The 23,557-nt window shown below is 61.7% G+C and carries 22 protein-coding genes; 2 read left to right on the top strand and 20 right to left on the bottom strand.

What is annotated here, in order from left to right:
* Positions 1 to 143: 143 nt before the first annotated feature.
* The 6 genes from NKH37_RS00445 to dusB all read right to left on the bottom strand — a co-directional run bounded on the left by NKH37_RS00445 (position 144) and on the right by dusB (position 8,578).
* Positions 144 to 1,007 carry a D-amino-acid transaminase gene (locus tag NKH37_RS00445; RefSeq protein WP_023717579.1) on the bottom strand — a complete coding sequence of 288 codons (864 nt, stop codon included), beginning with the start codon at positions 1,005 to 1,007 and terminating at the stop codon, positions 144 to 146.
* A gap of 188 nt (positions 1,008 to 1,195) precedes the next feature.
* A complete protein-coding gene (gene ntrX, locus NKH37_RS00440; protein ID WP_352482545.1) occupies positions 1,196 to 2,557 on the bottom strand; it encodes a nitrogen assimilation response regulator NtrX in 1,362 nt (453 codons plus the stop codon).
* Positions 2,547 to 4,832 carry a sensor histidine kinase NtrY-like gene (locus NKH37_RS00435; RefSeq protein WP_353040723.1) on the bottom strand — a complete coding sequence of 762 codons (2,286 nt, stop codon included), beginning with the start codon at positions 4,830 to 4,832 and terminating at the stop codon, positions 2,547 to 2,549. Before NKH37_RS00435 ends, ntrX begins: the two co-directional genes overlap by 11 nt.
* Before the next feature lie 127 nt (positions 4,833 to 4,959).
* Entirely contained in the window at positions 4,960 to 6,420 is a 1,461-nt protein-coding gene (ntrC, locus tag NKH37_RS00430; RefSeq protein WP_023717576.1) for a nitrogen regulation protein NR(I), read from the bottom strand.
* Positions 6,417 to 7,556, bottom strand: coding sequence for a two-component system sensor histidine kinase NtrB (locus NKH37_RS00425; protein ID WP_352587536.1), 1,140 nt, complete (start codon positions 7,554 to 7,556; stop codon positions 6,417 to 6,419). The genes ntrC and NKH37_RS00425 overlap by 4 nt, the downstream gene beginning before the upstream one ends.
* Complete coding sequence (gene dusB, locus NKH37_RS00420; RefSeq protein WP_353006127.1) at positions 7,553 to 8,578, bottom strand: tRNA dihydrouridine synthase DusB; 1,026 nt, start codon at positions 8,576 to 8,578, stop codon at positions 7,553 to 7,555. Before dusB ends, NKH37_RS00425 begins: the two co-directional genes overlap by 4 nt.
* Positions 8,579 to 8,759: 181 nt before the next feature.
* Between dusB and NKH37_RS00415 the strand changes: the two genes are divergently transcribed.
* Positions 8,760 to 9,980, top strand: coding sequence for a bifunctional 2-C-methyl-D-erythritol 4-phosphate cytidylyltransferase/2-C-methyl-D-erythritol 2,4-cyclodiphosphate synthase (locus tag NKH37_RS00415; protein ID WP_023717573.1), 1,221 nt, complete (start codon positions 8,760 to 8,762; stop codon positions 9,978 to 9,980).
* Positions 9,977 to 10,486: a CinA family protein gene (locus tag NKH37_RS00410; protein WP_352496543.1), complete on the top strand. Its 510-nt coding sequence runs from the start codon at positions 9,977 to 9,979 to the stop codon at positions 10,484 to 10,486. The genes NKH37_RS00415 and NKH37_RS00410 overlap by 4 nt, the downstream gene beginning before the upstream one ends.
* On the opposite strand, the gene NKH37_RS00405 is transcribed toward NKH37_RS00410, so the two are convergent.
* From NKH37_RS00405 to NKH37_RS00340, 14 genes are all read right to left on the bottom strand, one after another.
* A complete protein-coding gene (locus NKH37_RS00405) occupies positions 10,462 to 10,923 on the bottom strand; it encodes a type II toxin-antitoxin system RatA family toxin (protein WP_023717571.1) in 462 nt (153 codons plus the stop codon). The two genes, NKH37_RS00410 and NKH37_RS00405, sit on opposite strands and share 25 nt — an antisense overlap.
* A gap of 12 nt (positions 10,924 to 10,935) precedes the next feature.
* On the bottom strand, positions 10,936 to 11,901 hold the full coding sequence (lipA, locus tag NKH37_RS00400) for a lipoyl synthase (protein ID WP_023717570.1): 966 nt from the start codon (positions 11,899 to 11,901) through the stop codon (positions 10,936 to 10,938).
* Between the two features lie 134 nt (positions 11,902 to 12,035).
* Positions 12,036 to 12,293 carry a GlsB/YeaQ/YmgE family stress response membrane protein gene (locus NKH37_RS00395; protein ID WP_023717568.1) on the bottom strand — a complete coding sequence of 86 codons (258 nt, stop codon included), beginning with the start codon at positions 12,291 to 12,293 and terminating at the stop codon, positions 12,036 to 12,038.
* A 95-nt stretch (positions 12,294 to 12,388) separates the two neighbouring features.
* Entirely contained in the window at positions 12,389 to 13,834 is a 1,446-nt protein-coding gene (lpdA, locus tag NKH37_RS00390; protein ID WP_352496542.1) for a dihydrolipoyl dehydrogenase, read from the bottom strand.
* Positions 13,835 to 13,846: 12 nt separating this feature from the next.
* Positions 13,847 to 14,485 carry an SGNH/GDSL hydrolase family protein gene (locus tag NKH37_RS00385; protein ID WP_352858553.1) on the bottom strand — a complete coding sequence of 213 codons (639 nt, stop codon included), beginning with the start codon at positions 14,483 to 14,485 and terminating at the stop codon, positions 13,847 to 13,849.
* Positions 14,482 to 14,901, bottom strand: coding sequence for a hypothetical protein (locus tag NKH37_RS00380; protein ID WP_023717565.1), 420 nt, complete (start codon positions 14,899 to 14,901; stop codon positions 14,482 to 14,484). The genes NKH37_RS00385 and NKH37_RS00380 overlap by 4 nt, the downstream gene beginning before the upstream one ends.
* A gap of 17 nt (positions 14,902 to 14,918) precedes the next feature.
* Entirely contained in the window at positions 14,919 to 16,334 is a 1,416-nt protein-coding gene (locus tag NKH37_RS00375) for a pyruvate dehydrogenase complex dihydrolipoamide acetyltransferase (protein ID WP_023717564.1), read from the bottom strand.
* Positions 16,335 to 16,352: 18 nt separating this feature from the next.
* Positions 16,353 to 17,792, bottom strand: a complete 1,440-nt coding sequence (locus NKH37_RS00370; RefSeq protein ID WP_353006128.1) for a pyruvate dehydrogenase complex E1 component subunit beta — start codon at positions 17,790 to 17,792, stop codon at positions 16,353 to 16,355.
* Positions 17,793 to 17,807: 15 nt separating this feature from the next.
* Complete coding sequence (gene pdhA, locus NKH37_RS00365) at positions 17,808 to 18,848, bottom strand: pyruvate dehydrogenase (acetyl-transferring) E1 component subunit alpha (protein WP_502895946.1); 1,041 nt, start codon at positions 18,846 to 18,848, stop codon at positions 17,808 to 17,810.
* A gap of 171 nt (positions 18,849 to 19,019) precedes the next feature.
* Positions 19,020 to 19,340: an FtsB family cell division protein gene (locus NKH37_RS00360; protein WP_023717561.1), complete on the bottom strand. Its 321-nt coding sequence runs from the start codon at positions 19,338 to 19,340 to the stop codon at positions 19,020 to 19,022.
* A gap of 134 nt (positions 19,341 to 19,474) precedes the next feature.
* A complete protein-coding gene (eno, locus tag NKH37_RS00355) occupies positions 19,475 to 20,749 on the bottom strand; it encodes a phosphopyruvate hydratase (protein WP_023717560.1) in 1,275 nt (424 codons plus the stop codon).
* Between the two features lie 399 nt (positions 20,750 to 21,148).
* A complete protein-coding gene (locus tag NKH37_RS00350) occupies positions 21,149 to 21,514 on the bottom strand; it encodes a PRC-barrel domain-containing protein (protein WP_023717559.1) in 366 nt (121 codons plus the stop codon).
* Positions 21,515 to 21,636: 122 nt separating this feature from the next.
* Positions 21,637 to 22,488, bottom strand: coding sequence for a 3-deoxy-8-phosphooctulonate synthase (kdsA, locus tag NKH37_RS00345; RefSeq protein WP_352587543.1), 852 nt, complete (start codon positions 22,486 to 22,488; stop codon positions 21,637 to 21,639).
* The gene (locus tag NKH37_RS00340) at positions 22,485 to 23,369 is read right to left on the bottom strand and encodes a VOC family protein (protein WP_023717557.1); all 885 of its coding nucleotides are present in this window, start codon (positions 23,367 to 23,369) and stop codon (positions 22,485 to 22,487) included. The genes kdsA and NKH37_RS00340 overlap by 4 nt, the downstream gene beginning before the upstream one ends.
* Positions 23,370 to 23,557: the final 188 nt, after the last annotated feature.

Below are 23,557 nucleotides of genomic sequence, written 5' to 3'. Positions count from 1 at the left end.
TTCTTGTCTTTCGCCGATCCCCTTCGGTTTGCAAGCCAATGCGCCAAATTAGCTGGCACATGTCAAGCACGCAAACACCATCTTGCCGTCAGTAACGACAAGCAGAACGAGATATATTGATGTTCATTCCATCTGTGCGGTTATCAGGCTGGACTTTTTTCCGCAACGTCAAAAAAGGCCCGCCGTAGTGAAACTGTTATCGAGCCCGGGTGGCCGTTGGCGACGGGAGCGCCATCGATTGCCACCACCGGCATGGCGATCGTGGTCGCGGAGCTGATGAAAACCTCGCGCGCGGCCTTGGCCTCGGCAACCGAAAAGCCGCGCTCCTCGATCTTCAGGCCGAGCTTGGCGGCGACATCGAACAGTGTCGTGCGGGTGATACCGCGCAGGATGCCATGCTCGGCCGGCCGCGTCACCAGCACGCCGTCCCTGGTGATGATCCAGGCGTTCGACGATCCACCTTCCTTGACGGTGCCGTCAACATCGACGAACCACGCCTCCTGGGCGCCTGCTTCCTTGGCTTTCTGTTTGGCCAGCACGTTCGGCAACAGGCCGACCGACTTGATATCGACCCGATCCCACCGGTTCTCCGGCACCGTGATAACCCGGATCCCGCTCTCGGCCCGCTTCGCGGCAGCTGCAGGATCGGCTTTTTTGGCAGTCACCACCAGCGACGGCTTCGTGCCCGCCGGCGGGAAGAAAAACTCACGGCTGGCGACACCGCGTGTCACCTGGACATAGACCAGGCCGTCGACGACATGGTTGCGGCGCACCACCTCGCCCATGACGAGCGGCAGCACGCCGCGCGTGATCGGCCAGTCGATCGAGAGTTCGGTGAGCGAGCGGTTCAATCGGGCGAGATGGCGCGGCATGTCGACGATGAAGCCCCGCGCCACCTCGCAGACCTCGTAGACGCCGTCGGCGAATTGATAGCCACGGTCCTCGATGTGCACGGAAGCTTCGGCGTGAGCGACATAGCGTCCGTTCACATAGGCAATGCGCGGCATGGATAACCCCTGGAGAAGTCAGCGCATGAGCCCGAAAATCGGAATCGATTTCGGAAAGGATCATGCGCAAAAATCAAAATGCTACACCCTCCTTTATGCGTCCCAAAGACGCGCGGCGCTGCAGTGCTCTTATGCGATTCCACGACCGCCGTAACCGGTAATTGCGTGGGCCACGGCTGGTTTGGCTCTCAGACGCCCAGCGACTTCAGCTTGCGGTGCAGTGCAGAGCGTTCCATGCCGATAAACTCTGCCGTCTTCGAGATGTTGCCGCCAAAACGGTTGATCTGGGCGATCAGATAGTCCTTCTCGAATTGTTCGCGTGCTTCACGCAGCGGCAGTGCCATTATGTGCTGATCGGACTTGGTTGGGGTGCGCGGCATGACGTCGCCGATCTCGGCTGGCAGGAGGTCGGCGGTGATCGGCGCATCGACATCGTCGCCGCGCGCCAGGATCATCAGGCGCTCGACATTGTTGCGCAACTGCCGAACGTTGCCCGGCCAGTTGTGCGCCTGCAGCACCGCCAGCGCGTCGTCGCCGATGCGGCGCGGCTTGATGCCGGCCTGGCGAGCGATCTGCTTCATGAAATTGTCGACCAGATAAGGAATGTCCTCGCGACGCTCGGCCAGTCCCGGCACCATGACCGGAACCACGGCCAGGCGATGATAAAGGTCCTCACGGAAACGGCCGTCGGCGATCATGGCTTCCAGGTTCTGCGAGGTCGACGAGATGATGCGTACGTCGACCTTGACCCGCTTGGTGCCCCCTACCCGCTCGAACTGCTGTTCGACCAGCACGCGCAGGATCTTGTTTTGCGTCTCACGCGGCATGTCGGCCACTTCATCGATGTAGAGAATGCCGCGATGGGCCTCCTCCAGCGCACCGACCTTGCGTTCGACGCCGTTCGATTCGGTGCCGAACAACTCGATCTCCATACGCTCAGGCGTGATGTTGGCGGCACTCAGCGTCACAAACGGTGCACTCTTGCGCGCCGACAGTGCGTGGATGGCGCGCGCCGCCAGTTCCTTGCCCGAGCCGGAGGGGCCGATAATCATGACGCGGCTGTTGGTCGGCGCGACGCGCTCGATGGTCTGGCGCAATTGGCTCATTGCCGACGACATGCCGATGAGGTCGAAAGTCTCGCCGCTGCGCAGCTTGAGATCCGAAACCTCGCGTCTCAATTTGGACGTTTCAAGCGCCCGTTCGGCAATAAGGATCAGCCTGTCGGCCTTGAACGGCTTTTCGATAAAATCATAGGCGCCGCGGCGGATGGCCGAGACTGCCGTTTCGATATTGCCGTGGCCCGAGATCATCACCACCGGCAGGTTCGGGTGCATCGTCTTGATCTCGTCCAGCAAAGCGAGGCCATCGAGCCGCGAACCCTGCAGCCAGATGTCGAGGAAGATCAGCCTGGGTGCCCGGTCGGCAACCACCGCCAGCGCGCTGTCGGCGTCAAACGCCGTGCGGGTTTCGTGACCTTCGTCGCTCAGGATACCGGCGACGAGTTCGCGGATGTCTTCCTCGTCGTCGACGATGAGAATATCAGACGCCATTACCGACCTTTTCAGTTTCTTTTTCGTGTTCCGTCTTGCTTTCGCCGCGTATCGGAACGGTGGCGGCAACCGGCAGGATGATGCTGATCATCGCACCCCGCCCATCGTGGAATTCCGCTGGTGCATCGTGCAATTCGAGTCGCCCGCCATGGTCCTCCACGATCTTCTTGACGATAGCGAGGCCAAGCCCGGTGCCTTTCTCGCGTGTCGTCATGTAAGGCTCGAGCAAGCGCTGCCGGTTTTCGCGCGGCAAGCCCCTGCCGTTGTCGATGACGTCGATTCGAATCGCGCCATTCTGACGCCCGGCTTGAATCCGGATTATGCCGTGCGGACGATCCTCTGCATCAAGTCCTTCGATAGCTTCGGCAGCATTCTTGATGACGTTGCCGAAAGCCTGCGCCATCAGGCGGCTGTCGAACGTGCCTTTGAGCGGCTCATTGCCGAAGACGCGCTCGAAGGTGATGTCGGCGCGGCTCACTTCGACCAGGAACGAGGCCTCGCGCAACGAATCGCGCAGATCGATGGCCTTCATTTCTGGTTTCGGCATGCGGGCGAACGCTGAGAACTCGTCGACCATGCGGCCGATGTCCTCCACTTGCCGGATGATGGTGTCGGTGCATTGATCGAAAACCTCACGGTCCTCGGTGATGACCTTGCCGTAACGGCGCTTGATACGCTCGGCCGAAAGCTGGATCGGCGTCAGCGGGTTCTTGATCTCGTGGGCGATGCGCCGCGCCACGTCGGCCCATGCAGAGGAACGCTGTGCCTGGACCAGATCGGTAATGTCGTCGACTGTCACGACGTAGGATTTATCCTCCGAACCGTCGTCGCGGGCTTCAATCGTGATCTGCACGTTGAAGGTCCGTTCGGTGCCGGCACGATAGAAGGTGACCTGTTCGCGATAGACCGGCTTGCCCGACTTGCGGCCGATCTCAAAGACGCGGCCGACATGCGGTAGCACGGCGGAAAGGTTCTGCCCAAGCGCCGCGGTGGCGGATATGGCCAGCATCGTTTCGGCCGAACGATTGACGATGGTGACGATGCCATATGGATCGACGCCGATGACCCCGGCGGTGACGCCGGCAAGCACAGCCTCCGAAAAGCGCCGCCGCTCGTCGATCAGATCCTTGGCCGACAGGATCTCGTTGCGCTGCGATTTCAGCTCCATCAGCATCTTGTTGAAGGTGTCGCCGAGCGAGGCGACGTCGCCATCGGAGGGGCGGACTGGCACGGCCACATCGAGATTGCCGGTAGCGACCTCGTCGGCCGCGCCGATGAGCTGACGAATCGGCCGCACCAGGCGGTCGGCCACCGCAATGCCGGTCCAGATGGCGGACAGGATGATGATCAGCGTCAGCGACAGATAGGGAAGCGCGAAAGCCACTTGCGAGGTGCGGCGATTGTCTTCGAGACCGCGATATTCTGCGGTGTTGGATTTGACGATCTGCCGTGCCTTGATCACCTCGGGATCGACGAGGCGAATGGTGTAGAGATAGAGCCCGTCGATCTCGCGCAGCTTGACGATGGCCCCCATGATGTTACGGGTGCGCGGCTCGATCAGCACCGGCTTGCCGTTGGCCGCGCTTGCCACAGCGCCCTCCGGCGGCTCCGGCATGGCAAAGTCCGCGTCGGTCTTGGCGCTCATGACGAAGGAACCATCGGGCTTGATGAGTGCTGCGTGTGCCAGGGAGCGTCCAACCGCCTCCTTGTTCATGAGGTCAAGGAAGCCGGTCCGATCGAGGCCGTAAAGCGTGCGCGAAGCGTCGAGGTCGTAAGCCATCGACAACGTCGTGCCCTGAAGATTTCGTGCGTTTTCCTGCACATAGGCGTCGGCGATCGACAACGACGAATTGACGATCGTCTTGGTGCGGATCTCGAACCAGCGGTCGAGGCCGATGTCGAGCGTGATCGACGCGATGATCGCCACCATGATCGCGGGGATGGCGGCGACCAGCGCAAACATCGCCACGATGCGCACATGCAGGCGCGACGCAGCCTTGCCGTGCCGGCGTGCCATCAGGATGCGATGCACTTCGCGGCCGACCAGCAAGATCAGAAACAGGACGAACGCGGCGTTAAGCGCGATCAGCGCCAGCGTCGTCCGCGCGTCGGGCGTGATCGGCGTGGCGCCAACCAGAATGGCGAAGGAGATCGCCGCCGTCACCAGCGCACCGGCAATGGCGACCACGCCGGGCAGCGCAAGCAGCCGGCGACCGTCTCGCGCGCCGGTAGTGCTGAAATGCGGTTTGCTCAGTGTCGGTGCGTGCAGAGCCATGTCGCCGTCTAGAGCCAGTGATTGCGTCGGATGTATGCAACGCATTGTGGCGATTATGCAACAAGTGTGGCCGAGACGGAAATCTTTCGGCGATCGATCCCCTGGAAAGCGCTCGTAAGGGGTTCGTCTAGACCTGCCTGGAGGACTTGTAGACGTTGACGCCGAGTTCGCGAATCTTCTTGCGCAGCGTGTTGCGGTTGAGTCCTAGCAATTCGGCGGCCTTGATCTGGTTACCGCGCGTTGCGGTCATCGAGGCGAGGACCAGTGGATACTCGACCTCGGAGAGGATTCGCTGATAGAGGCCGGCCGGCGGCAAGTCGCCGGCAAACGAGGCAAAATAGCGCTGCAGGAAATGCTCCACCGCCTGGCCGATGGAAAGGTCGTCGGGAATGAGGTTGCCGCCACCTGGAACGACAGGCCTTTCGCCAGTCTTCAACTCCGCCTCGATGATCTCGGCGGATATCTCGTCCTGCGAATACAGTGCAGCCAGCCTGCGGATGAGGTTTTCGAGTTCGCGCACGTTGCCAGGCCATGGGTAGCGCTTCATCAGCTCGATGCCGCCGGTGGAAATGCGCTTGGTCTGCAGGCCTTCACTGGCGCCGAGCTTGAAGAAGTGCCGGACGAGGTCCGGAATGTCCTCCGATCGCTCGCGCAGCGCCGGCAGCCTGAGCGGCACAACGTTCAAGCGGTAGAACAGGTCCTCGCGGAAAAGCCCCTGATTGATCAGCGTGCGCAGGTCCTTGTTGGTGGCAGCGACGATGCGCACGTCGGTCTTGATCGGCGTGCGGCCGCCGACCGTGGTGTATTCGCCCTGCTGCAACACACGCAGAAGCCGCGTCTGCGCTTCCATCGGCATATCGCCGATCTCGTCGAGGAACAGCGTGCCGCCTTCGGCCTGCTCGAAACGGCCAGTGGAGCGGCTCTGTGCGCCGGTAAAGGCGCCCTTCTCGTGCCCGAATAGTTCCGATTCGATCAGGTCGCGCGGGATCGCCGCCATGTTGATGGCGACGAAAGGACCGCCTCGGCGGCGGCCATATTCATGCAGCGCGCGCGCCACCAGTTCCTTGCCGGTACCCGATTCGCCTGAGATCATCACCGTCAGGTCGGTCTGCATCATCCGCGCCAGCATGCGGTAGATGTCCTGCATGGCCGCCGAGCGGCCGACCAGCGGCATCGTTTCAGGCGGCTCGTCGGCACGCGTATCGATCTTGGGCCGCCGCGGCTCGGAAAGCGCCCGATTGACGATGTTGAGCAGCTCCGTCAGGTCGAACGGTTTTGGCAGATATTCATAGGCTCCGGTTTCGGAGGCCCGGATCGCCGTCATGAACGTGTTCTGCGCACTCATGACGATGACCGGCAGTTCCGGTCGCGCCTTCTTGATGCGCGGCAGCATGTCGAAGGCGTTCTCGTCAGGCATGACAACGTCGGTGATGACCAGATCCCCCTCGCCCGCGGCCACCCAGCGCCACAGCGTCGAGGCATTGGAGGTGACGCGCACGTCGTGACCGACGCGCGAAAGCGCCTGGTTGAGGACAGTGCGGATGGCCGCATCGTCGTCGGCGACGAGAATATTGCCGCGAATGGTCATTTGCGGTCTCCTTCACCGTCGTCGTCGGCAAACTGGGTTTCTTTCCACGCCGGCATCAGGATGCGGAAGGTGGTCCCGCGCGGCGTCGATTCGCATTCAATGATGCCGCCATGCTCGCCGACGATCTTTGCGACCAGCGCCAGACCGAGACCGGAGCCGTTCGGCTTGGTGGTGATGAAGGGATCGAAGAGGATCGGCAGGATATCCTCGGAGACACCCGAACCGTTGTCGCGCACGCAGAATTCCAATGGCAGCGACACCCGGTCCTGCGTTCCAGGCACGGAAACACGGATGCCCGGGCGGAAGGCAGTCGACAGCGTGATCTCGCCCTGCGGATCGCTGCCGATCGCCTCGGCGGCATTTTTTACCAGATTGAGGAACACCTGGATGAGCTGGTCGCGATTGGCAAAAACCGGAGGCAATGATGGATCATAGTCCTCTAATATCTTGATCCGCTTGGCAAAACCGTTCTTGGCGATTGCTTTGACATGGTCGAGCACGACATGGATGTTGACGGGGTAGCGGTCGATCGGCCGCTCGTCCGAAAACACCTCCATGCGGTCGACCAGCGAGACAATGCGGTCGGTCTCGTCGGTGATCAAACGCGTCAGCGCGCGATCCTCGTCGGACGCCGACAGCTCAAGCAGCTGCGCGGCGCCACGAATGCCGGACAGCGGGTTCTTGATCTCATGGGCAAGCATGGCGGCAAGGCCGGTGACCGAGCGCGCCGCACCGCGATGCGTCATCTGCCGGTCGATCTTGTCGGCCATTGAGCGTTCCTGGAACATCACCACGACGGAGCCTGGAAATTCCGTCACCGGCGCGACGTAGAGGTCGACCACCTTCTCGATGCCGAGACGCGGCGACGACACGTCGACCCGGTATTCGTTGACCGGCGCCCGGCGCTCGCGCACCTGGTCGACAAGCGTCAGCAGCGGACTGCCGAAAGGAATGAGCTTGTGCAGCGTGTTGCGGGCGAGCATCGTGGCGCTCGAGCGGAAAAAGTCCTCGGCATCGGCATTGGCGAAGGTGATGAAGCCTTGCGGATCGACCATGATCACCGGCCGACGAATGGTGTTGAGCACAATATGCGCGGCGTCCGCCATGTCCGTGCTCTGTGTGACGGTGGCGTTCATGCCGCACTCCGCAGGTTCGGCGCTTCGGGAGCGCTTGAAAACATGTCGCGCAGCAAGGCAATGACCCGCCCAGGCTCGAAAGACGTGAGGATGGCCTTGCGCCGGTCATCGCTTGTGGCGACATGGCGGTCGAGATACCAGCCGAGATGCTTGCGCGCTTGGCGCAATCCGCTTTCGACGCCATAGAGCGTCAGCATGTCTTCGTAATGGGCAATGACGTAGTCGGTCAGCGCTTGCGGGCTGTCCGGCATGCCGGATATTGGCTCGGCCAGCGCCGCCGCTACAATGCTGCCGGCAATCCACGGCGCGCCGTAGTGCGCACGGCCGATCATCACCGCGTCGGCGCCGGACTGGTCGAGGATCATCGCTGCCTCTGCCGGCGAGCCGACATCGCCATTGGCAACGACAGGAATGGAGACGGCCTGCTTGACGCGTGCGATGGCACGCCAGTCGGCCTTGCCCTGATAGAACTGGCAACGTGTTCGGCCGTGCACCGTCACCATCCTGACGCCAGCCTGCTCGGCGCGTCGCGCCAGCATCGGCGCGTTGAGCGCGCTCTCGTCCCAGCCAAGCCGCATCTTGACCGTGACCGGCACGTCGACCGCGCCGACTACCGCTTCGATCAGCGACAGCGCGTGGTCGAGGTCTCGCATCAGTGCCGAACCGGCATAGCCGCCCGTCACCTTCTTGGCCGGACAGCCCATGTTGATGTCGATGATGTCGGCGCCTTCGCCGGCTGCGATTCGTGCGCCCTCGGCCATGTGCACCGCGTCGCGGCCGGCAAGCTGGACCATGTGGACAGGCAGCCCGGAATGACGGATGCGCAGGCCCGAGCCAGCCCTGCCCTTTGCAAGCTCGCCGCTCGCCACCATTTCCGATACAACCAGCCCGGCGCCATGCGCATGGGCGCGCTGCCGGAACGGTTCGTCGGTAATGCCCGACATCGGCGCGAGAAACACGCGGTTGCGGATTCTCACGCCACCCACCTCCAGCGGCGAAGCCAATTTGGTCACATCAGGCATGCACAAAAACCAAGCACCTTCGATTGCTGCACATTCTCTAGCCAGAACGACGGCAATGTGCAACGCGCAATGTCGTGACATTAAGGCGCATTTGGGAAAAATATGGATCGCCGGACGGCATCAATCCTAGGTCTTGTGAAAGCGATACCACTTTTCAGGATCATGCGCTAAGCGTCTCGGCATGAGACATGTCAGCGAAAAGCCAGCTGCCGACGACAAGGTCGCCGTGGTCATCGTTGCTGCCGGGCGCGGCGCGCGCGCGGGGCAGGCCAATGGGCCGAAGCAGTACCAGCAGATTGGCGGCGGCGCCGTTATCGCACGCACGCTCGACGCCTTTCTGACGCATCCGAAAATTGGACCTGTCGTCGTTGCTATCCATGCCGAAGACGGCGCGCTTTTCCGCCGCGCCGCCGGCGCGAACGCCGACCGTGTCGTCGCTGTGATCGGCGGTACGTCACGGCAGGAGTCCGTCCGGCTTGGACTGCTGGCGTTGAGAAGCCATGCGCCGGGCCGGGTCCTGATCCATGATGCGGCTCGGCCGTTTGTCGATGCGGAACTGATAGATCGCACGATCGCCGCCATTGAAGAGCGCCAGGGAGCGCTGCCTGCTTTGCCCGTTGCCGATACGCTGAAGCGCGAAACGGCCGAAGGCATGAGCGGCGAAACAGTGTCCAGGGCCGGGCTCCATGCCGCACAGACACCACAAGGCTTTCCGTTCTGGCCGATCCTGGCCGCGCACGAAAAGGCTCATCAATTGGGCAAGGCGGATTTCACCGACGATGCGGCAATCGCCGAATGGGCGCATATTCCGGTGAAGATCGTTCCCGGCTCGCCGGACAATGTCAAACTGACCTGGGCACGGGATATTGCGATGGCGGATCAGCGGCTTTCCAGCGCCTCACGTTTTCCGGACATCCGAACCGGCAACGGCTACGACGTCCATGCCTTCGAGCCCGGCGACCATGTCACCCTGTGCGGTGTCGCTATTCCGCACGACAGGAAATTGTCCGGCCATTCGGATGCCGATGTCGGCCTGCATGCGTTGACCGACGCGCTGCTCGCCACCTGCGGCGCCGGTGACATCGGCACGCATTTCCCGCCCTCCGACCCGCAGTGGAAAGGGGCCGCTTCACGCATCTTCGTCGAACACGCAGCGAAGCTGGTGCGCGAGCGCGGCGGGCGCATCGCCAACGCCGACATCACATTGGTTTGCGAGGCGCCGCGCGTCGGCCCGCATCGCGAGGCCATGACCGAAACGCTTTCCGCAATGTTGCGAATTTCGCGCGACCGCATCTCGATCAAGGCGACAACCAATGAGAAGCTCGGCTTCGTCGGCCGTGAGGAAGGCATAGCGGCCATCGCGACCGCCAGCGTTGTGTTTCCAGGGGATGTCCCCGAATGAGCAATAGCGATCTCGCAGATGCCCTGCTTCAGGCCTGCCAGCAGCGCGGCATCATGCTGGCGACGGCGGAGAGCTGCACCGGCGGCATGATCATCGCCACGCTGACCGACATTGCCGGCTCTTCCACTGTGGTCGATCGCGGCTTCATCACCTATTCCAACCAGGCCAAGACCGAGATGCTCGGCGTCTCGGCCGTTACACTCGAGGCGAACGGGGCGGTCTCGCGCGAGACTGCGGTGGAGATGGCGGCCGGCGCCTTGGCCCATTCGCCCGCCGGGCTTGCGCTCGCGGTGACCGGCATCGCCGGTCCGGGCGGTGGCTCAGCGGAAAAACCTGTCGGCCTGGTCTGGTTCGGCGTTGCCGTGGCTGGCCGGCCGGTGGTCAGCGAATGCCAGCTGTTCGCCGACAAGGGCCGTGATTTCATCCGCCGGGAAACGGTCCGGCATGCGCTTGAACTGGGTCTGCGCGCGCTCGCTGCGGATCAGGCCGCCGATGGCGTGCCGTAGATGATTTCGGCGCGTTTCTCGAACGCCTCGGAGAACATGCGGAAGGCGCGGTCGAACATGGTTCCCATGAGCGCACCCAAAATGCGGCTCTTGAACTCATAGTCGATAAAGAAGCAGACGTTGCAACCACCGCCGTCCGCCGGGTCGAAGCGCCAGACATTGCTCAGATATTTGAACGGGCCGTCGATATATTTGACGTCGATGGCGTTCTCGTCAGGCTTCAGCAGCACCTGCGTGGTGAAAGTCTCGCGGATCGCCTTGTAGCCAATGCTCATGTCGGCGATGAGCAGCGTGCGTCCGTCGCGTTCCTTGCGCGAACGAACCGTAAGTGCCTCGCAAAGCGGCAGGAATTGCGGATAGGATTCGATATCCGCGACCAGAGCGAACATCTGTTCAGGCGTATGCGCGACGCGGCGATGGGCTTCGAATTGTGGCATGAAACCAGTTTGTTAGGCGGACTTCCTAAGAAACGCTTCGCGCGCCGCGCGCAACCTGGCGAAATCGTCGCCGGCATGGTGCGACGAGCGCGTCAGCGGGCTCGACGCCACCAGCAGGAAGCCCTTGGTCCGGCCGATCGTCTCGAAGGACTTGAACTCCTCCGGTGTGACAAAGCGGATCACCGGATGGTGCTTCTTCGACGGCTGAAGATATTGGCCGATGGTCATGAAGTCGACATTGGCCGAACGCAGATCGTCCATCAGCTGCAGGATTTCGTTCCGCTCCTCGCCAAGGCCAACCATGATGCCGGACTTGGTGAAGATCGACGGGTCGAGTTCCTTGACCCGCTGCAAGAGCCTGATCGAGTGGAAGTAGCGCGCACCCGGCCGAACCGTCAGATAGTTCGACGGCACGGTCTCGAGATTATGGTTGAAAACGTCGGGCTTGGCCGCCACGACAATCTCCAGCGCGCCGTCCTTGCGCAGGAAGTCGGGCGTCAGGATTTCGATCGTCGTCAGGGGCGTTGCCGCCCTGATGGCGCGGATGACCTCGGCAAAGTGCTGAGCTCCGCCATCGGCGAGATCGTCGCGGTCGACTGAGGTGATGACGACATGGCTTAGGCCCATTTGCTTGACGGCGTGTGCGACGCGCGCCGGCTCATCGGGATCAAGCGCAGTCGGTATACCGGTAGCCACGTTGCAGAAGGCGCAGGCGCGCGTGCAGATCTCGCCCATGATCATGAAGGTGGCGTGCTTCTTTTCCCAGCACTCGCCGATATTGGGGCAACCGGCCTCTTCGCACACCGTCACCAGCTTATGCGACTTCACGATCTCGCGCGTCTCGGCATAGCCTTTCGACATCGGCGCCTTGACGCGGATCCAGTCGGGCTTGCGCAGCACGTCCTGATCGGGCTTGTGCGCCTTTTCAGGATGCCGCAGGCGCGGCGCATTGGCGATCGTGTCAAGGACGGTGACCATATGAAATCCGGTTCATTCGCGATCGCCTGTCCGACGTTCGCTTTCCCAAGTCATCTAGGACTTTTCGCTGCAAAGAAAAAGGCCGCGGCGGCGCATGCCGCCACAGCCGTTTTCGCATGGCATGAGTTCAGCAATTAACGGCGCACCATGCGTCCTACCCAGATCAGCAGGCAGGCACCAATGAAACCGGTGATCAGATAGGCGATCCAGCCGGCGCCGAAGGCGCCGATGTTGAGCGCCTGCAGGATGGCATTCAGCACGATCGCGCCGACGATGCCAAGAATGATGTTCATCAAGATGCCGGTGTTGCTCTTCATGAACATCTCGGCAAACCAGCCTGCCAAACCGCCGATGATGATGGCTGCTACCCAGCCCACACCGTTCACGTCCATATGCCCTCTCCTGTGGTGATGAATGCATCCGGAAACGAATTACCTTGCCGTCGAGTTCCTTGACATACATGTGTGAGTCTCGCGCAGCCAATTTATCATGCGTTCAGCGCACGGCCATAGGCGTCGAGAACACTCTCCTTCATCATCTCCGACAGCGTCGGGTGCGGGAAGATTGTGTGCATCAGCTCTTCCTCGGTGGTTTCCAGGTTCATAGCCACGACGAAGCCCTGGATCAGTTCGGTTACTTCTGCGCCAACCATGTGGGCACCCAGCAACTGGCCGGTCTTCTTGTCGAAAATGGTCTTGACGAAGCCTTGGTCTTCGCCCAGCGCAATCGCCTTGCCGTTTGCGGCGAACTGGAAGCGGCCGACGCGGATGTCCTTGCCATCGGCTTTCGCTTTGGCTTCCGTCAGTCCGACCGAGGCGACTTGCGGATTGCAATAGGTGCAGCCCGGGATCTTCAGCTTGTCGATGGCATGCACGCCGGCGAAATTGGCAATCTTTTCCACACACACCACGCCCTCATGCTCGGCCTTGTGGGCGAGCATCGGCGGTCCGGCGACATCGCCGATGGCATAGATGCCGGGCACGTTGGTCTTGCCGTAGCCGTCGACGACGATGCAACCGCGTTCGGTCTTCACGCCGAGCGCCTCGAGGCCGAGATTTTCGATATTGCCCTGTACCCCGACGGCTGAAATCATGCGGTCGGCGGTGATCTTCTCGACCTTGCCGTCCTTCATCTCGACATGCGCGGTGACCGAATTGGCGCCCTTCTCGACCTTGGTCACCTTGGCATCGAGGATGATCTTCATGCCCTGCTTCTCGAACTGCTTTTGCGCAAACTTCGACACTTCGGCGTCCTCGACCGGCATCACAGCCGGCAGCAATTCAACCACCGTCACCTCTGCGCCCATAGTGCGGTAAAACGAGGCGAACTCGATGCCGATGGCGCCCGAGCCCATCACCAGCAGCGACTTCGGCATCTCTTTCGGCACCATCGCCTCGAAATAGGTCCAGATCAACTTGCCGTCCGGCTCGATGCCGGGCAATGCGCGCGGCCTGGCTCCGGTCGCCAGGATGATGTGCTTGGCGGTGTAGGTGCCCTCGCCTTTGACGCCCTTGGGCGCCGGCGGCTGCGGCTCCATCGGCTTCTTCGACGATTTCGACACGACGATCTCGCCGGGTTTCGTCAGTTTGGCTTCGCCCCAGATGACGTCGACCTTGTTCTTCTTCATCAGGAAGCCGACGCCGCCGTTGAGCCGCAGCGAGACCTTTCGCGAGCGATCGACGACGGCGGCGGTGTCGACGCTGACCTTGCCGTCGATCTTCAGGCCGTAATCCTTCAGATGATCCGAATAGTGCATGATCTCGGCCGAGCGCAGCAGCGCTTTGGTCGGAATGCAGCCCCAGTTGAGGCAGATGCCGCCCAAGTGCTCGCGCTCGACAATCGCCGTCTTGAAGCCAAGCTGCGCCGAACGCACTGCAGTGACATAGCCGCCGGGGCCGGAGCCGATGATGATAACGTCGTAGTTCTCAGCCACGGCTTTTCTCCTTCACAATTCCAGCATGACGCGCACGAGCGGCGCCAGCGCTTGCCCGATGCTCCGCGTGTTTTCCGCGTCAAGGTGGACGCCGTCCAGCGGCGTCGTTTCGGCCACCGTGCCCGCATTGAAGAAGCCGCAGCCGGCCTCGTCGGCAAGGGCGGAATATTGCGGCGCCAGCCGCTTTGACGCGTCATCTCCGCCGGCGAACATTTCTTTGAACTCGGCGTTTTCCGTGCGGCTGACTACGGGCGGCGCGACGATCAGGATCTGCGGCGCCGGCCAATCGAACGGGTAATCATGACCGCGCACAATATCGATCAGGCGTTGCACGCCTTGTTTGGCCGCGACCGGATTGCCGTGAATCCACGGCTTCATATCGTTGGCGCCGAGCATGATGACGATCAAATCGATCGGCGCATGAGTCGTCAGGATCGTTGGCAACAGCCTTGCGCCATTGCGGTCCGCTCCGGCCAAGTGATCGTCGAAGGCGGTGGTTCGGCCATTCAGGCCTTCGGCGATGACCTCGACGCCGCTGCCCAATGCCGCCTGCAGCACGCTCGGCCAGCGATCTTCCAGCGGATGTCGGCCGAGGTTTGCCGCGTCATAGCCCCAAGTAAGCGAATCGCCGTAGCAGAGGACCGTCTTCATGTGCCTGCCCCGCCGAAACCTGGTTGCGAGCGCGCCAATCGCCAGCGCACGAAAAGCCACTGGACCAGCACCGTAGCGATGCCCGGCAGGACGAGACCCGCGACTATGGGAAGATCGCCCGACCATTGGCTCTTGCCTGGGGGCTGGGAGAAAGTCCAGCCGATCAGGGAAACTCCAACGAGCACAAAAAACGCTACCCCTATGGTCGCCGTCAGCTTTGTTGCCCGTCGTGGGTCCGACATGAATTGTGCGATGAAGAACGCGACCGTCACGAGGACGGTGACGAGAGCCGAAATCATAAACACAAGGATGTACTCTACGTCGGCATTGGTTGCGACGGCGAGCCACTGCGCCACCAATCCGCCGGCCAAACCGGAAAGAAAGAAGGCAAAAAGGCTGGTGAAGAATTTCCGCACCGCCCTGTTCCCTTCTCTTAGACCAGCATGCCCATCGGGTTTTCGACCATGCGTTTGAAGGCGACGAGCAGCTCGGCGCCGAGCGCACCGTCGACGGCGCGGTGATCGGTCGACAACGTCACCGACATGATCGTGGCGATCTTGATCTCGCCGTTCTTGACCACCGCGCGTTGCTCTCCGGCGCCGACCGCCAGGATCGTCGCATGCGGTGGGTTGATGACGGCAGAAAAATCCTTGATGCCGAACATGCCGAGATTGGACACTGCCGTGGTGCCGCCCTGATATTCTTCCGGCTTCAGCTTGCGGCTGCGGGCGCGGCCGGCAAGATCCTTCATCTCGTTGGAGATAACGGACAGCGTCTTTTCGTCGGCACGCCGGATGATTGGCGTGATCAAGCCGCCGGGGATCGACACTGCAACACCGACATCGGCATGCTTGTGCTTGACCATGGCGTTTTCTGTCCACGACGCATTGGCATCCGGCACCGCCATCAGCGCCATGGCCAGAGCCTTGATGACCATGTCATTGACGGAAAGCTTATAGGCCGGCGTTTCCCCCTTCTCGGTCTTCTTCACCGGGGCGGCCGCATTGATCTGCGTGCGCAGGGCCAGAAGTGCGTCGAGCTCGCAGTCGAGCGTCAGATAGAAATGCGGGATGGTGGTCTTGGCCTCGACCAGCCGCCGCGCAATTGTCTTGCGCATATTGTCGTGGGGGACCAGCTCGTAGGAGCCTTCGGCAAACAGTTTGAGCACCTGCTCGTCGGACATTGGCTTGGGTGCTGCTGCCGCAGGTGCCGGAGCACCGGCGGCCGCTGCTTTTGCTGCTGGTGCCGCCTTGGCGCCGCCACTGGAAATTGCGGCCTCGACATCGGCCCTGACCACGCGACCATGCGGGCCGGAGCCCGTCACCGCCGACACATCGACACCGGCTTCCTTGGCGATGCGGCGGGCCAGCGGCGAGGCGAAGATGCGGCCGTTCGCGGATTGGCTGATCTCCCCCCGTGTGGGGGAGATGGCCGGCAGGCCAGAGGGGGGCGCCTCGCTCCCTGCGGCAGGAGGGACAGCGCCCCCCTCTGTCGACTTCGTCGACATCTCCCCCACGGGTGGGGAGATTGGCGCTTTTTCCTGCTTCGCCTCAGCCTTTGCCGGCGCAGCGCCATCACCGCTTTTGGCGGCAGAAGCAGCATCCTCGCCCTCGGCCGCCAGCACCGCGATCAGCGCATTGACCTTGACGCCTTCAGTGCCGGCCGGAACCACCAGCTTGGCAACCGTGCCTTCGTCGACGGCTTCGACTTCCATCGTTGCCTTGTCGGTCTCGATTTCGGCAATCACGTCGCCCGGCGAAACCTTGTCGCCTTCCTTGACCAACCACTTGGAAAGATTGCCCTCTTCCATCGTGGGCGACAGCGCCGGCATGGTGATGTTGATCGGCATTTTGTCCTCCCGCCCTGCTCAGCGATACGTGACGGCTTTGACCGCCTCGACGACCTCGCCGACATTGGGCAGCGCCAGCTTTTCGAGGTTCGCCGCATAGGGCATCGGCACGTCCTTGCCGGCAATGGTAATGACCGGTGCGTCGAGGAAATCGAAGGCGCGCTGTGAGACCTGATTGGCGATATGGTCGCCGACCGAGTTCTGCGGAAAGCCTTCCTCGACCACCACCAGGCGATTGGTCTTTTTGACCGAGGCGATGATCGTGTCGAAGTCGAGCGGGCGGATAGTGCGCAAGTCGATGATCTCGGCATCGATGCCCATGCCGCGCAACTCCGCCTCCGCCTTGATCGCGTAGGTCATGCCGATGCCGAACGAGACGATGGTCACGTCCTTGCCGGATTTGTGAATGCGCGCCTTGCCGATCGGCAACACGAAATCGTCCATCGTCGGCACGTCGAAGGAGTGGCCGTAAAGGATTTCGTTTTCGAGGAAGATGACCGGGTTCGGATCGCGGATCGCCGCCTTGAGCAGACCCTTGGCGTCGGCGGCGGTATAAGGCATCACCACCTTCAATCCAGGAATATGGCTGTACCAGGCGGCATAGCACTGCGAATGCTGCGCGGCGACGCGGGCAGCAGCGCCGTTCGGGCCGCGAAAGACGATCGGGGCGCCCATCTGGCCGCCGGACATGTAGAGCGTCTTGGCGGCTGAATTGATGATCTGGTCGATCGCCTGCATGGCGAAGTTGAAGGTCATGAATTCGACGATCGGCTTCAGGCCGGCCATCGCCGCGCCAACACCAACGCCGGCAAAGCCGTGCTCGGTGATCGGCGTGTCGACCACGCGTCTCGGACCGAATTCCTGCAACAGGCCTTGTGTGATCTTGTAGGCGCCCTGGTACTCGGCGACTTCCTCGCCCATGACGAAGACGTCGCCGTCGCGGCGCATTTCCTCCGCCATTGCGTCGCGCAACGCTTCACGCACCGTGGTCGAGACCATTTCGGTGCCGGCCGGGATGTCCGGATCGGCGGCAATTTCCAGCTTGGGCGCGGCGGCAACAGGTGTTGCCGCTTCGCTCTTGGCCGGAGCAGCAGCGGGGGCCGGAGCAGCAGCGGGGGCCGGAGCAGCCGCGGGGGCCGGAGCAGCCGCGGGCGCTGCCGCTTGCGACTCGACAGCCTCCTCGCCAATGCCTTCGCCCGCCTCGTCGATGTCTTCGCCATCGAGGGCCAGCACAGCGATCAGCGTGTTGACCTTGACGCCTTCGGTGCCGGCAGGAACCACGATCTTGGCAAGTGTGCCTTCATCGACGGCTTCGACTTCCATCGTTGCCTTGTCGGTTTCGATCTCGGCAATGGCGTCACCGGCTGCGACTTTGTCGCCTTCTTTCTTCAACCACTTGGAAACATTACCCTCTTCCATGGTCGGCGAGAGGGCGGGCATGAGAATTTCGATCGGCATGTCCTTGCCCTCTCGTTAAAGTACGATATCGGTCCAGAGCTCGGACGGATCCGGCTCCGCGTCGTTCTGGGCAAATTCTGCAGCGTCGGCGACAACGTCGCGGACTTCCTTGTCGATGGCCTTGAGCTCGTCCTCGCTTGCCCATTTCTTGTCGAGCAACCGTGCCTTGACCTGTTCGATCGGGTCACGTTCGGAGCGCATTTTCTGCACTTCTTCCTTGGAGCGGTATTTTGCTGGATCCGACATCGAATGGCCGCGGTAGCGGTAGGTCTGCATTTCGAGAATGAGCGGCCCGTTGCCGGCGCGGCACCATTCGGCGGCGAGGTCGCCGGCGGCCTTGACGGCGCGCACATCCATGCCGTCGACCTGGATGCCTGGAATCTTGAAGGAGGCGCCGCGATGCGAAAAATCCGTCTCGGCCGACGAGCGCGAGACCGAGGTGCCCATGGCGTAGCGGTTGTTCTCGATGATGTAGACCACCGGAAGCTTCCATAGCGAGGCCATATTGAAGCTTTCGTAGACCTGGCCCTGATTCGCGGCGCCATCGCCGAAATAGGTCAGCGTCATATTGTTGTTGCCGCGATAGCGGTTGGCGAAGGCAATGCCGGTGCCGAGCGACACTTGCGCGCCGACGATGCCGTGGCCGCCGTAAAAATGCTTCTCCTTGGAGAACATGTGCATGGAGCCGCCCTTGCCTCTCGACAGGCCGCTACGGCGCCCGGTCAGTTCGGCCATGACGCCGCGCGGCGACAACTCCATGGCCAGCATATGGCCATGGTCGCGATAGGCGGTGATCATCTGGTCGCCATCGATCAGCGCCATCTTCATGCCGGTAACGACCGCCTCCTGGCCGATGTAGAGATGGCAGAAACCGCCGATGAAGCCCATGCCGTAAAGCTGGCCGGCCTTTTCCTCGAAGCGGCGGATGAGCAGCATGTGCCGGTAGGCGGCAAGCTCCTGGTCTTTGGTGAATTCAACCGGCTTTGGGGTGGAAAGGCCCATCGTTTTGCCGTCGGATTTGGATTTGGCAGGCGCTTTTCTGGCGGCGGTGGCCATGCATCACTCCCTGTTGGCGTCTCTTGGCGGACAGCGAGGGAGATCAGTTCTCCCACCGATTTGAGGCAGGCTAACATGCAGGGAAGGCTTTCGCCATGCCGAAAACGCATGGCTGTCATGCATCTAAGCGCCTAAAATCATTGCAAATATCGCCGATTAACTGAAATTGCGTTATCTTGCGACCGGCAGCATGATGGTGATCTCGTCGGCATGGGACAGATTGAGCGCCTTGCGCGCCTGCTCGTCCAGCATGTCCTTCTCGAGCGTGCCCTCATGCATCAGCTGGACGCGGCGCTCCAGGTCGATCCGGCGTGCCTTGACGGCATCAAGCCTGCCCTGCAATTCGACAGTCTCGGCTTCGAGCCGATACTTGGAATAGATGCCGAACTCGCCATGATAGGCATGGAAGCCGAAATAGGTCAGGAACACCACGCAGAGCGAGGGGATGATCAGCCGGCCGGTGTTTCTTTGCTTGTGCTGGCGTGTCCACATGGTCCGAATCCTCTGCGCCGCCTTTGTCGCCCGATTGTGCTTAATGGACGGTTACGGATTGCTGGATTCGGAGCCCTGAAAGCAAAAGGGCGGGAATGTCCCCGCCCTCGCTCGCTCGGATTTTCTGTCGAAAATCAGCTTTTAACGATCGACTTGCCGGCATACCGCGCCTGCTTGCCGAGCTCCTCTTCGATGCGGATGAGCTGGTTGTACTTGGCCATGCGGTCCGAGCGTGACAGCGAGCCAGTCTTGATCTGCCCGCAATTGGTGGCAACGGCGAGGTCGGCGATGGTCGAATCCTCGGTCTCGCCCGAGCGGTGCGACATCACCGCGGTATAGCCGGCCTTGTGCGCGGTCTCGACGGCGTCGAGCGTTTCGGTAAGCGAGCCGATCTGGTTGACCTTGACCAGGATCGAATTGGCGACACCCATGCGGATGCCGTCGCGCAACCGCGCCGTGTTGGTGACGAACAGATCGTCGCCAACCAGCTGCGTTTGCTTGCCGATGAGGTCGGTCAGCATTTTCCAGCCGTCCCAGTCGTCCTCGGCCAGGCCGTCCTCGATGGTGATGATCGGGTAGTCGGCAGCGAGCTTGGCCAGATATTTGGCTTGCGCCTTCGGGTCGCGGGTCTTCTTCTCGCCTTCATAGACGTAGTTGCCGTCCTTGAAGAACTCGGTCGCCGCGCAGTCGAGTCCGAGTGCGACCTCCTCGCCTGGCCTGAAGCCGGCCTTCTCGATCGATTCCATGATGAAGTCGAGCGCGGCCGGCGCGCTTTTCAGGTTGGGGGCAAAGCCGCCCTCGTCGCCGACATTGGTGTTATGGCCGGCATCCTTCAGCCTCTTCCGCAGCGTGTGGAATATCTCCGAGCCCCAGCGCACGCCATCGCGCAGCGTCGGCGCGCCGATCGGCAGAATCATGAATTCCTGGAAATCGATCGGGTTGTCGGCATGCGCACCGCCGTTGATGATGTTCATCATCGGCACCGGCAGCACATGCGCCTTGGTGCCGCCGACATAACGGTAGAGCGGCAGGCCGGCCGCTTCGGCCGCGGCCTTGGCCACGGCCAGCGACACACCGAGAATGGCATTGGCGCCGAGCCGGCTCTTGTTAGGCGTACCATCGAGCTCGATCATGGTTTGGTCGATGTGGATCTGATTCTCGGCCTCCATGCCGCCGATCGCCTCGAACAGCTCGCCGTTCACTGCCTCAACCGCCCTGAGCACGCCCTTGCCGAGATAGCGGGGGCCGCCGTCGCGCAGTTCGACCGCCTCATGCGCGCCGGTCGATGCGCCGGACGGCACCGCGGCGCGGCCCATTGAGCCGTCTTCGAGCACGACGTCGACCTCGACGGTCGGATTTCCGCGGCTGTCCAGGATTTCACGCCCGACAATGTCGATGATGGCCGTCATTGCGATGTCCCCGATTGATCGATTGAAGCGTCGCGCACCTCTTAGCCAAAGCGCTGCAAAACGCAATCGGGGCACTTGCAAATATTGCCCGTGCGCCCATTGCCGCTCTTGGGATTCACGAAGCACAAAGCGCTGTCATCATTTGTCATGCGCGGCATGCCGGTTTCTGGTTTATGGCTGTTGTCGCGCGGGGCGAAACAGGAGGAGTTTCGCCATGTCCCAGTTGAGCGGTATTGTGAGTTTGTTCCTGATTGCGGCTGCGTTCCTGACGTCGTGCGACAATCAGCAACCCCCGCAGGGATCGTCGCCTTTGCCGGCCCTGCAAATTGCGCAGTAGCATCCCGCCACATCGAAAGGCCCCCGATTTCCCGGGGGCCTTTTTGATTCCAGGAGACTTAGTCAGTGCCAGTAAGGCTCGACCTTGTAGTAGTTGTATGAGGCGTCACGTGCTGCCTCGCCGTCGGCGCCGGTCAGCTCGTTGATCGAGTAGGAAGGAGCGGCCATCAGCTGGTCTTTGGTGAACGGCACGACATAGCCACCCCTGTTCTCATCATAATCAAGGCTCGCCCACGGAATGGCGTGGTATTTCTCGCCAATGCCGAGAAATCCGCCAAAACCGATCACGGCGAACATGATTCCGTTCGACAATTTGTCGAGCATGACGTCCTCAATGTCGCCGATATGAGTGCCTTCCGTGTTGTAGACCGATGTGCCGATAACCCGCGAAGCGGCAATGGCTTCGGTGTGTCCCGTCTGGGTCGTCATGGTGTGCTCCTCGTCGTCGTTGACATTAGATTTTGACAATGAGGGCCGCGGGCTAAGGTTCCAGACAGGTTCGAAATTCTTCAAAGTTTTCTTGGCGACGCTGCTGTGGCGCAACTGCTGGTTCAACCCACGCTCTTGGCGATGCGATCGAACGCCATCAGCCGTTCAAGCAATGCGGGAAGATCCTTTAGCGGCACCATGTTGGGGCCGTCGGAAGGCGCGTTGTCGGGGTCCTGGTGCGTCTCGATGAAGACGCCGGCGACGCCAACCGCGACAGCCGCGCGCGCCAGCGTCTCGACAAAGCGCCGGTCGCCCCCAGACGAACCGCCCTGCCCGCCCGGCTGCTGCACCGAATGAGTGGCATCGAAAATGACCGGCGCGCCGATCTCGGCCATGATCGGCAGCGCCCTCATGTCGGACACCAAGGTGTTGTAACCAAAGGATGCGCCGCGCTCGGTCACCAAGACATTGGCGTTGCCGGAGCCGGTGATCTTGGCGACGACGTTCTTCATGTCCCATGGCGCGAGGAATTGGCCCTTCTTTACATTGACCACCTTGCCGGTTCTTGCCGCAGCAATTAGCAAATCGGTCTGCCGGCTGAGGAAGGCAGGAATCTGCAGAATGTCGACATTCGGCGCGACGATCGCGCATTGTTCCTCAGTGTGGACGTCGGTCAGGATCGGCAGCGAAAAATTCTTGCGCAAATCGTCGAAGATCGGCATTGCCGCTTCAAGTCCCGCACCGCGCGTGCCGCCAAGCGAGGTGCGATTGGCCTTGTCGTAGCTGGTCTTGTAGACGAGCCCGATGCCGAGCCGTTCGGTCAATTCCTTCAGCGCACCGGCCATGTCGAAAGCGTGCTGCCGCGATTCCAGCTGGCATGGACCGGCGATCAGCGATAGGGGCGCGCTGTTGCCGAAAATGACCTTTCCGATCGCAACGGAAGAATTTGGCATCAGAGGATTGAGCTTGTTCATGCGATCTCCCGGAAAATGAAGGCCGCGCCCTGCCCTGGCGCCGGCGACACGATGATATCACCGCCGCGTATGTCGTGTTCGACGGAATTGGCTGCAAGCAGCTTTGCGACGGTGTCGCAGTGCCTAATCGAAAAGACGATCCCAGCAAAGCGGAGTTCAGACGGCGCGCCGGCGGGAATGCCGAAGCGTGCCGCAAAGGCTGCAGGATCCAGAACGGTCACAGCGGCATTCGGCAGCTTATAGACAGTGCCGCTCTGCGCCTCCATCCCGGCTGCGATCGAAATCACATGGCCTTGTTCGGAAGGTTCGCGGCTGACTGCCACGACTTCGACAATGCCGGTTGCGCCATTAGCGTGGGCCTGCAAAGCGGTGCGGTCGACCTTCGGCGCATTGATCCGTTCGCAGGCGAAGAGAAAAGCGTCCGTTGCCTTGCCTAGAGCCGCGAAGGCAAGCTTGAATGATGCGGTGTCGCTCTTTCCTGTCGCATCAGCGAAGGCGCGCGAAAAGCTGAGCATGTCTCCCGCCGACAGTCCGGCTTCGATGAAGCGCGCGTGGTCCGCGGCGGCGCTTTCGGTGCCCAGCACCACGGCAGAAAATCCTTCATCACCGTTTCTTTCGCGATAGGTGTGATCCCGCGCGACAAAGACATTGCGGTTCGCGATCGCCGTTGCCACGGCCTGTCGGTCGGCGACCGCGAGCGGCTCGAGATAGGTACCGTCGGTGAGGAAGACACAACAGTTTTCCGTTCCGAAGGGATGGATACCCGTCGGCGCAACGGTAAAGCCGAGCAAGGTCAAGCGCGCCCGCGCAACATCGAGGCTCGCGGTTGGCAACACCAGGTGATCGAGCGGATGAGGGCTTGCGGGGGTGTTCTCGGTCATGTCCCGCGCGGTGTGCCTCATTCCTGAAAATGGTTCAAGGGCTTAGCCGGCACCTCGGCGGCGATCGCAGTGCCCGGCCGCGAGGAGCCGACTTGCCGCCGTCAAAAATCATCCTAGCTCATTGCCAGGGGAAGAGACCTTTTCATTGCCCTGGCCGTTATTGCGATAGCAGTTATCGCCGTGCTGAT

This window comes from Mesorhizobium sp. M1217, from assembly GCF_040318275.1.
Lineage (GTDB): Bacteria > Pseudomonadota > Alphaproteobacteria > Rhizobiales > Rhizobiaceae > Mesorhizobium.
Note: the sequence above shows the minus strand (reverse complement) of the source record. Positions and strands in the feature narration are given on the sequence as shown.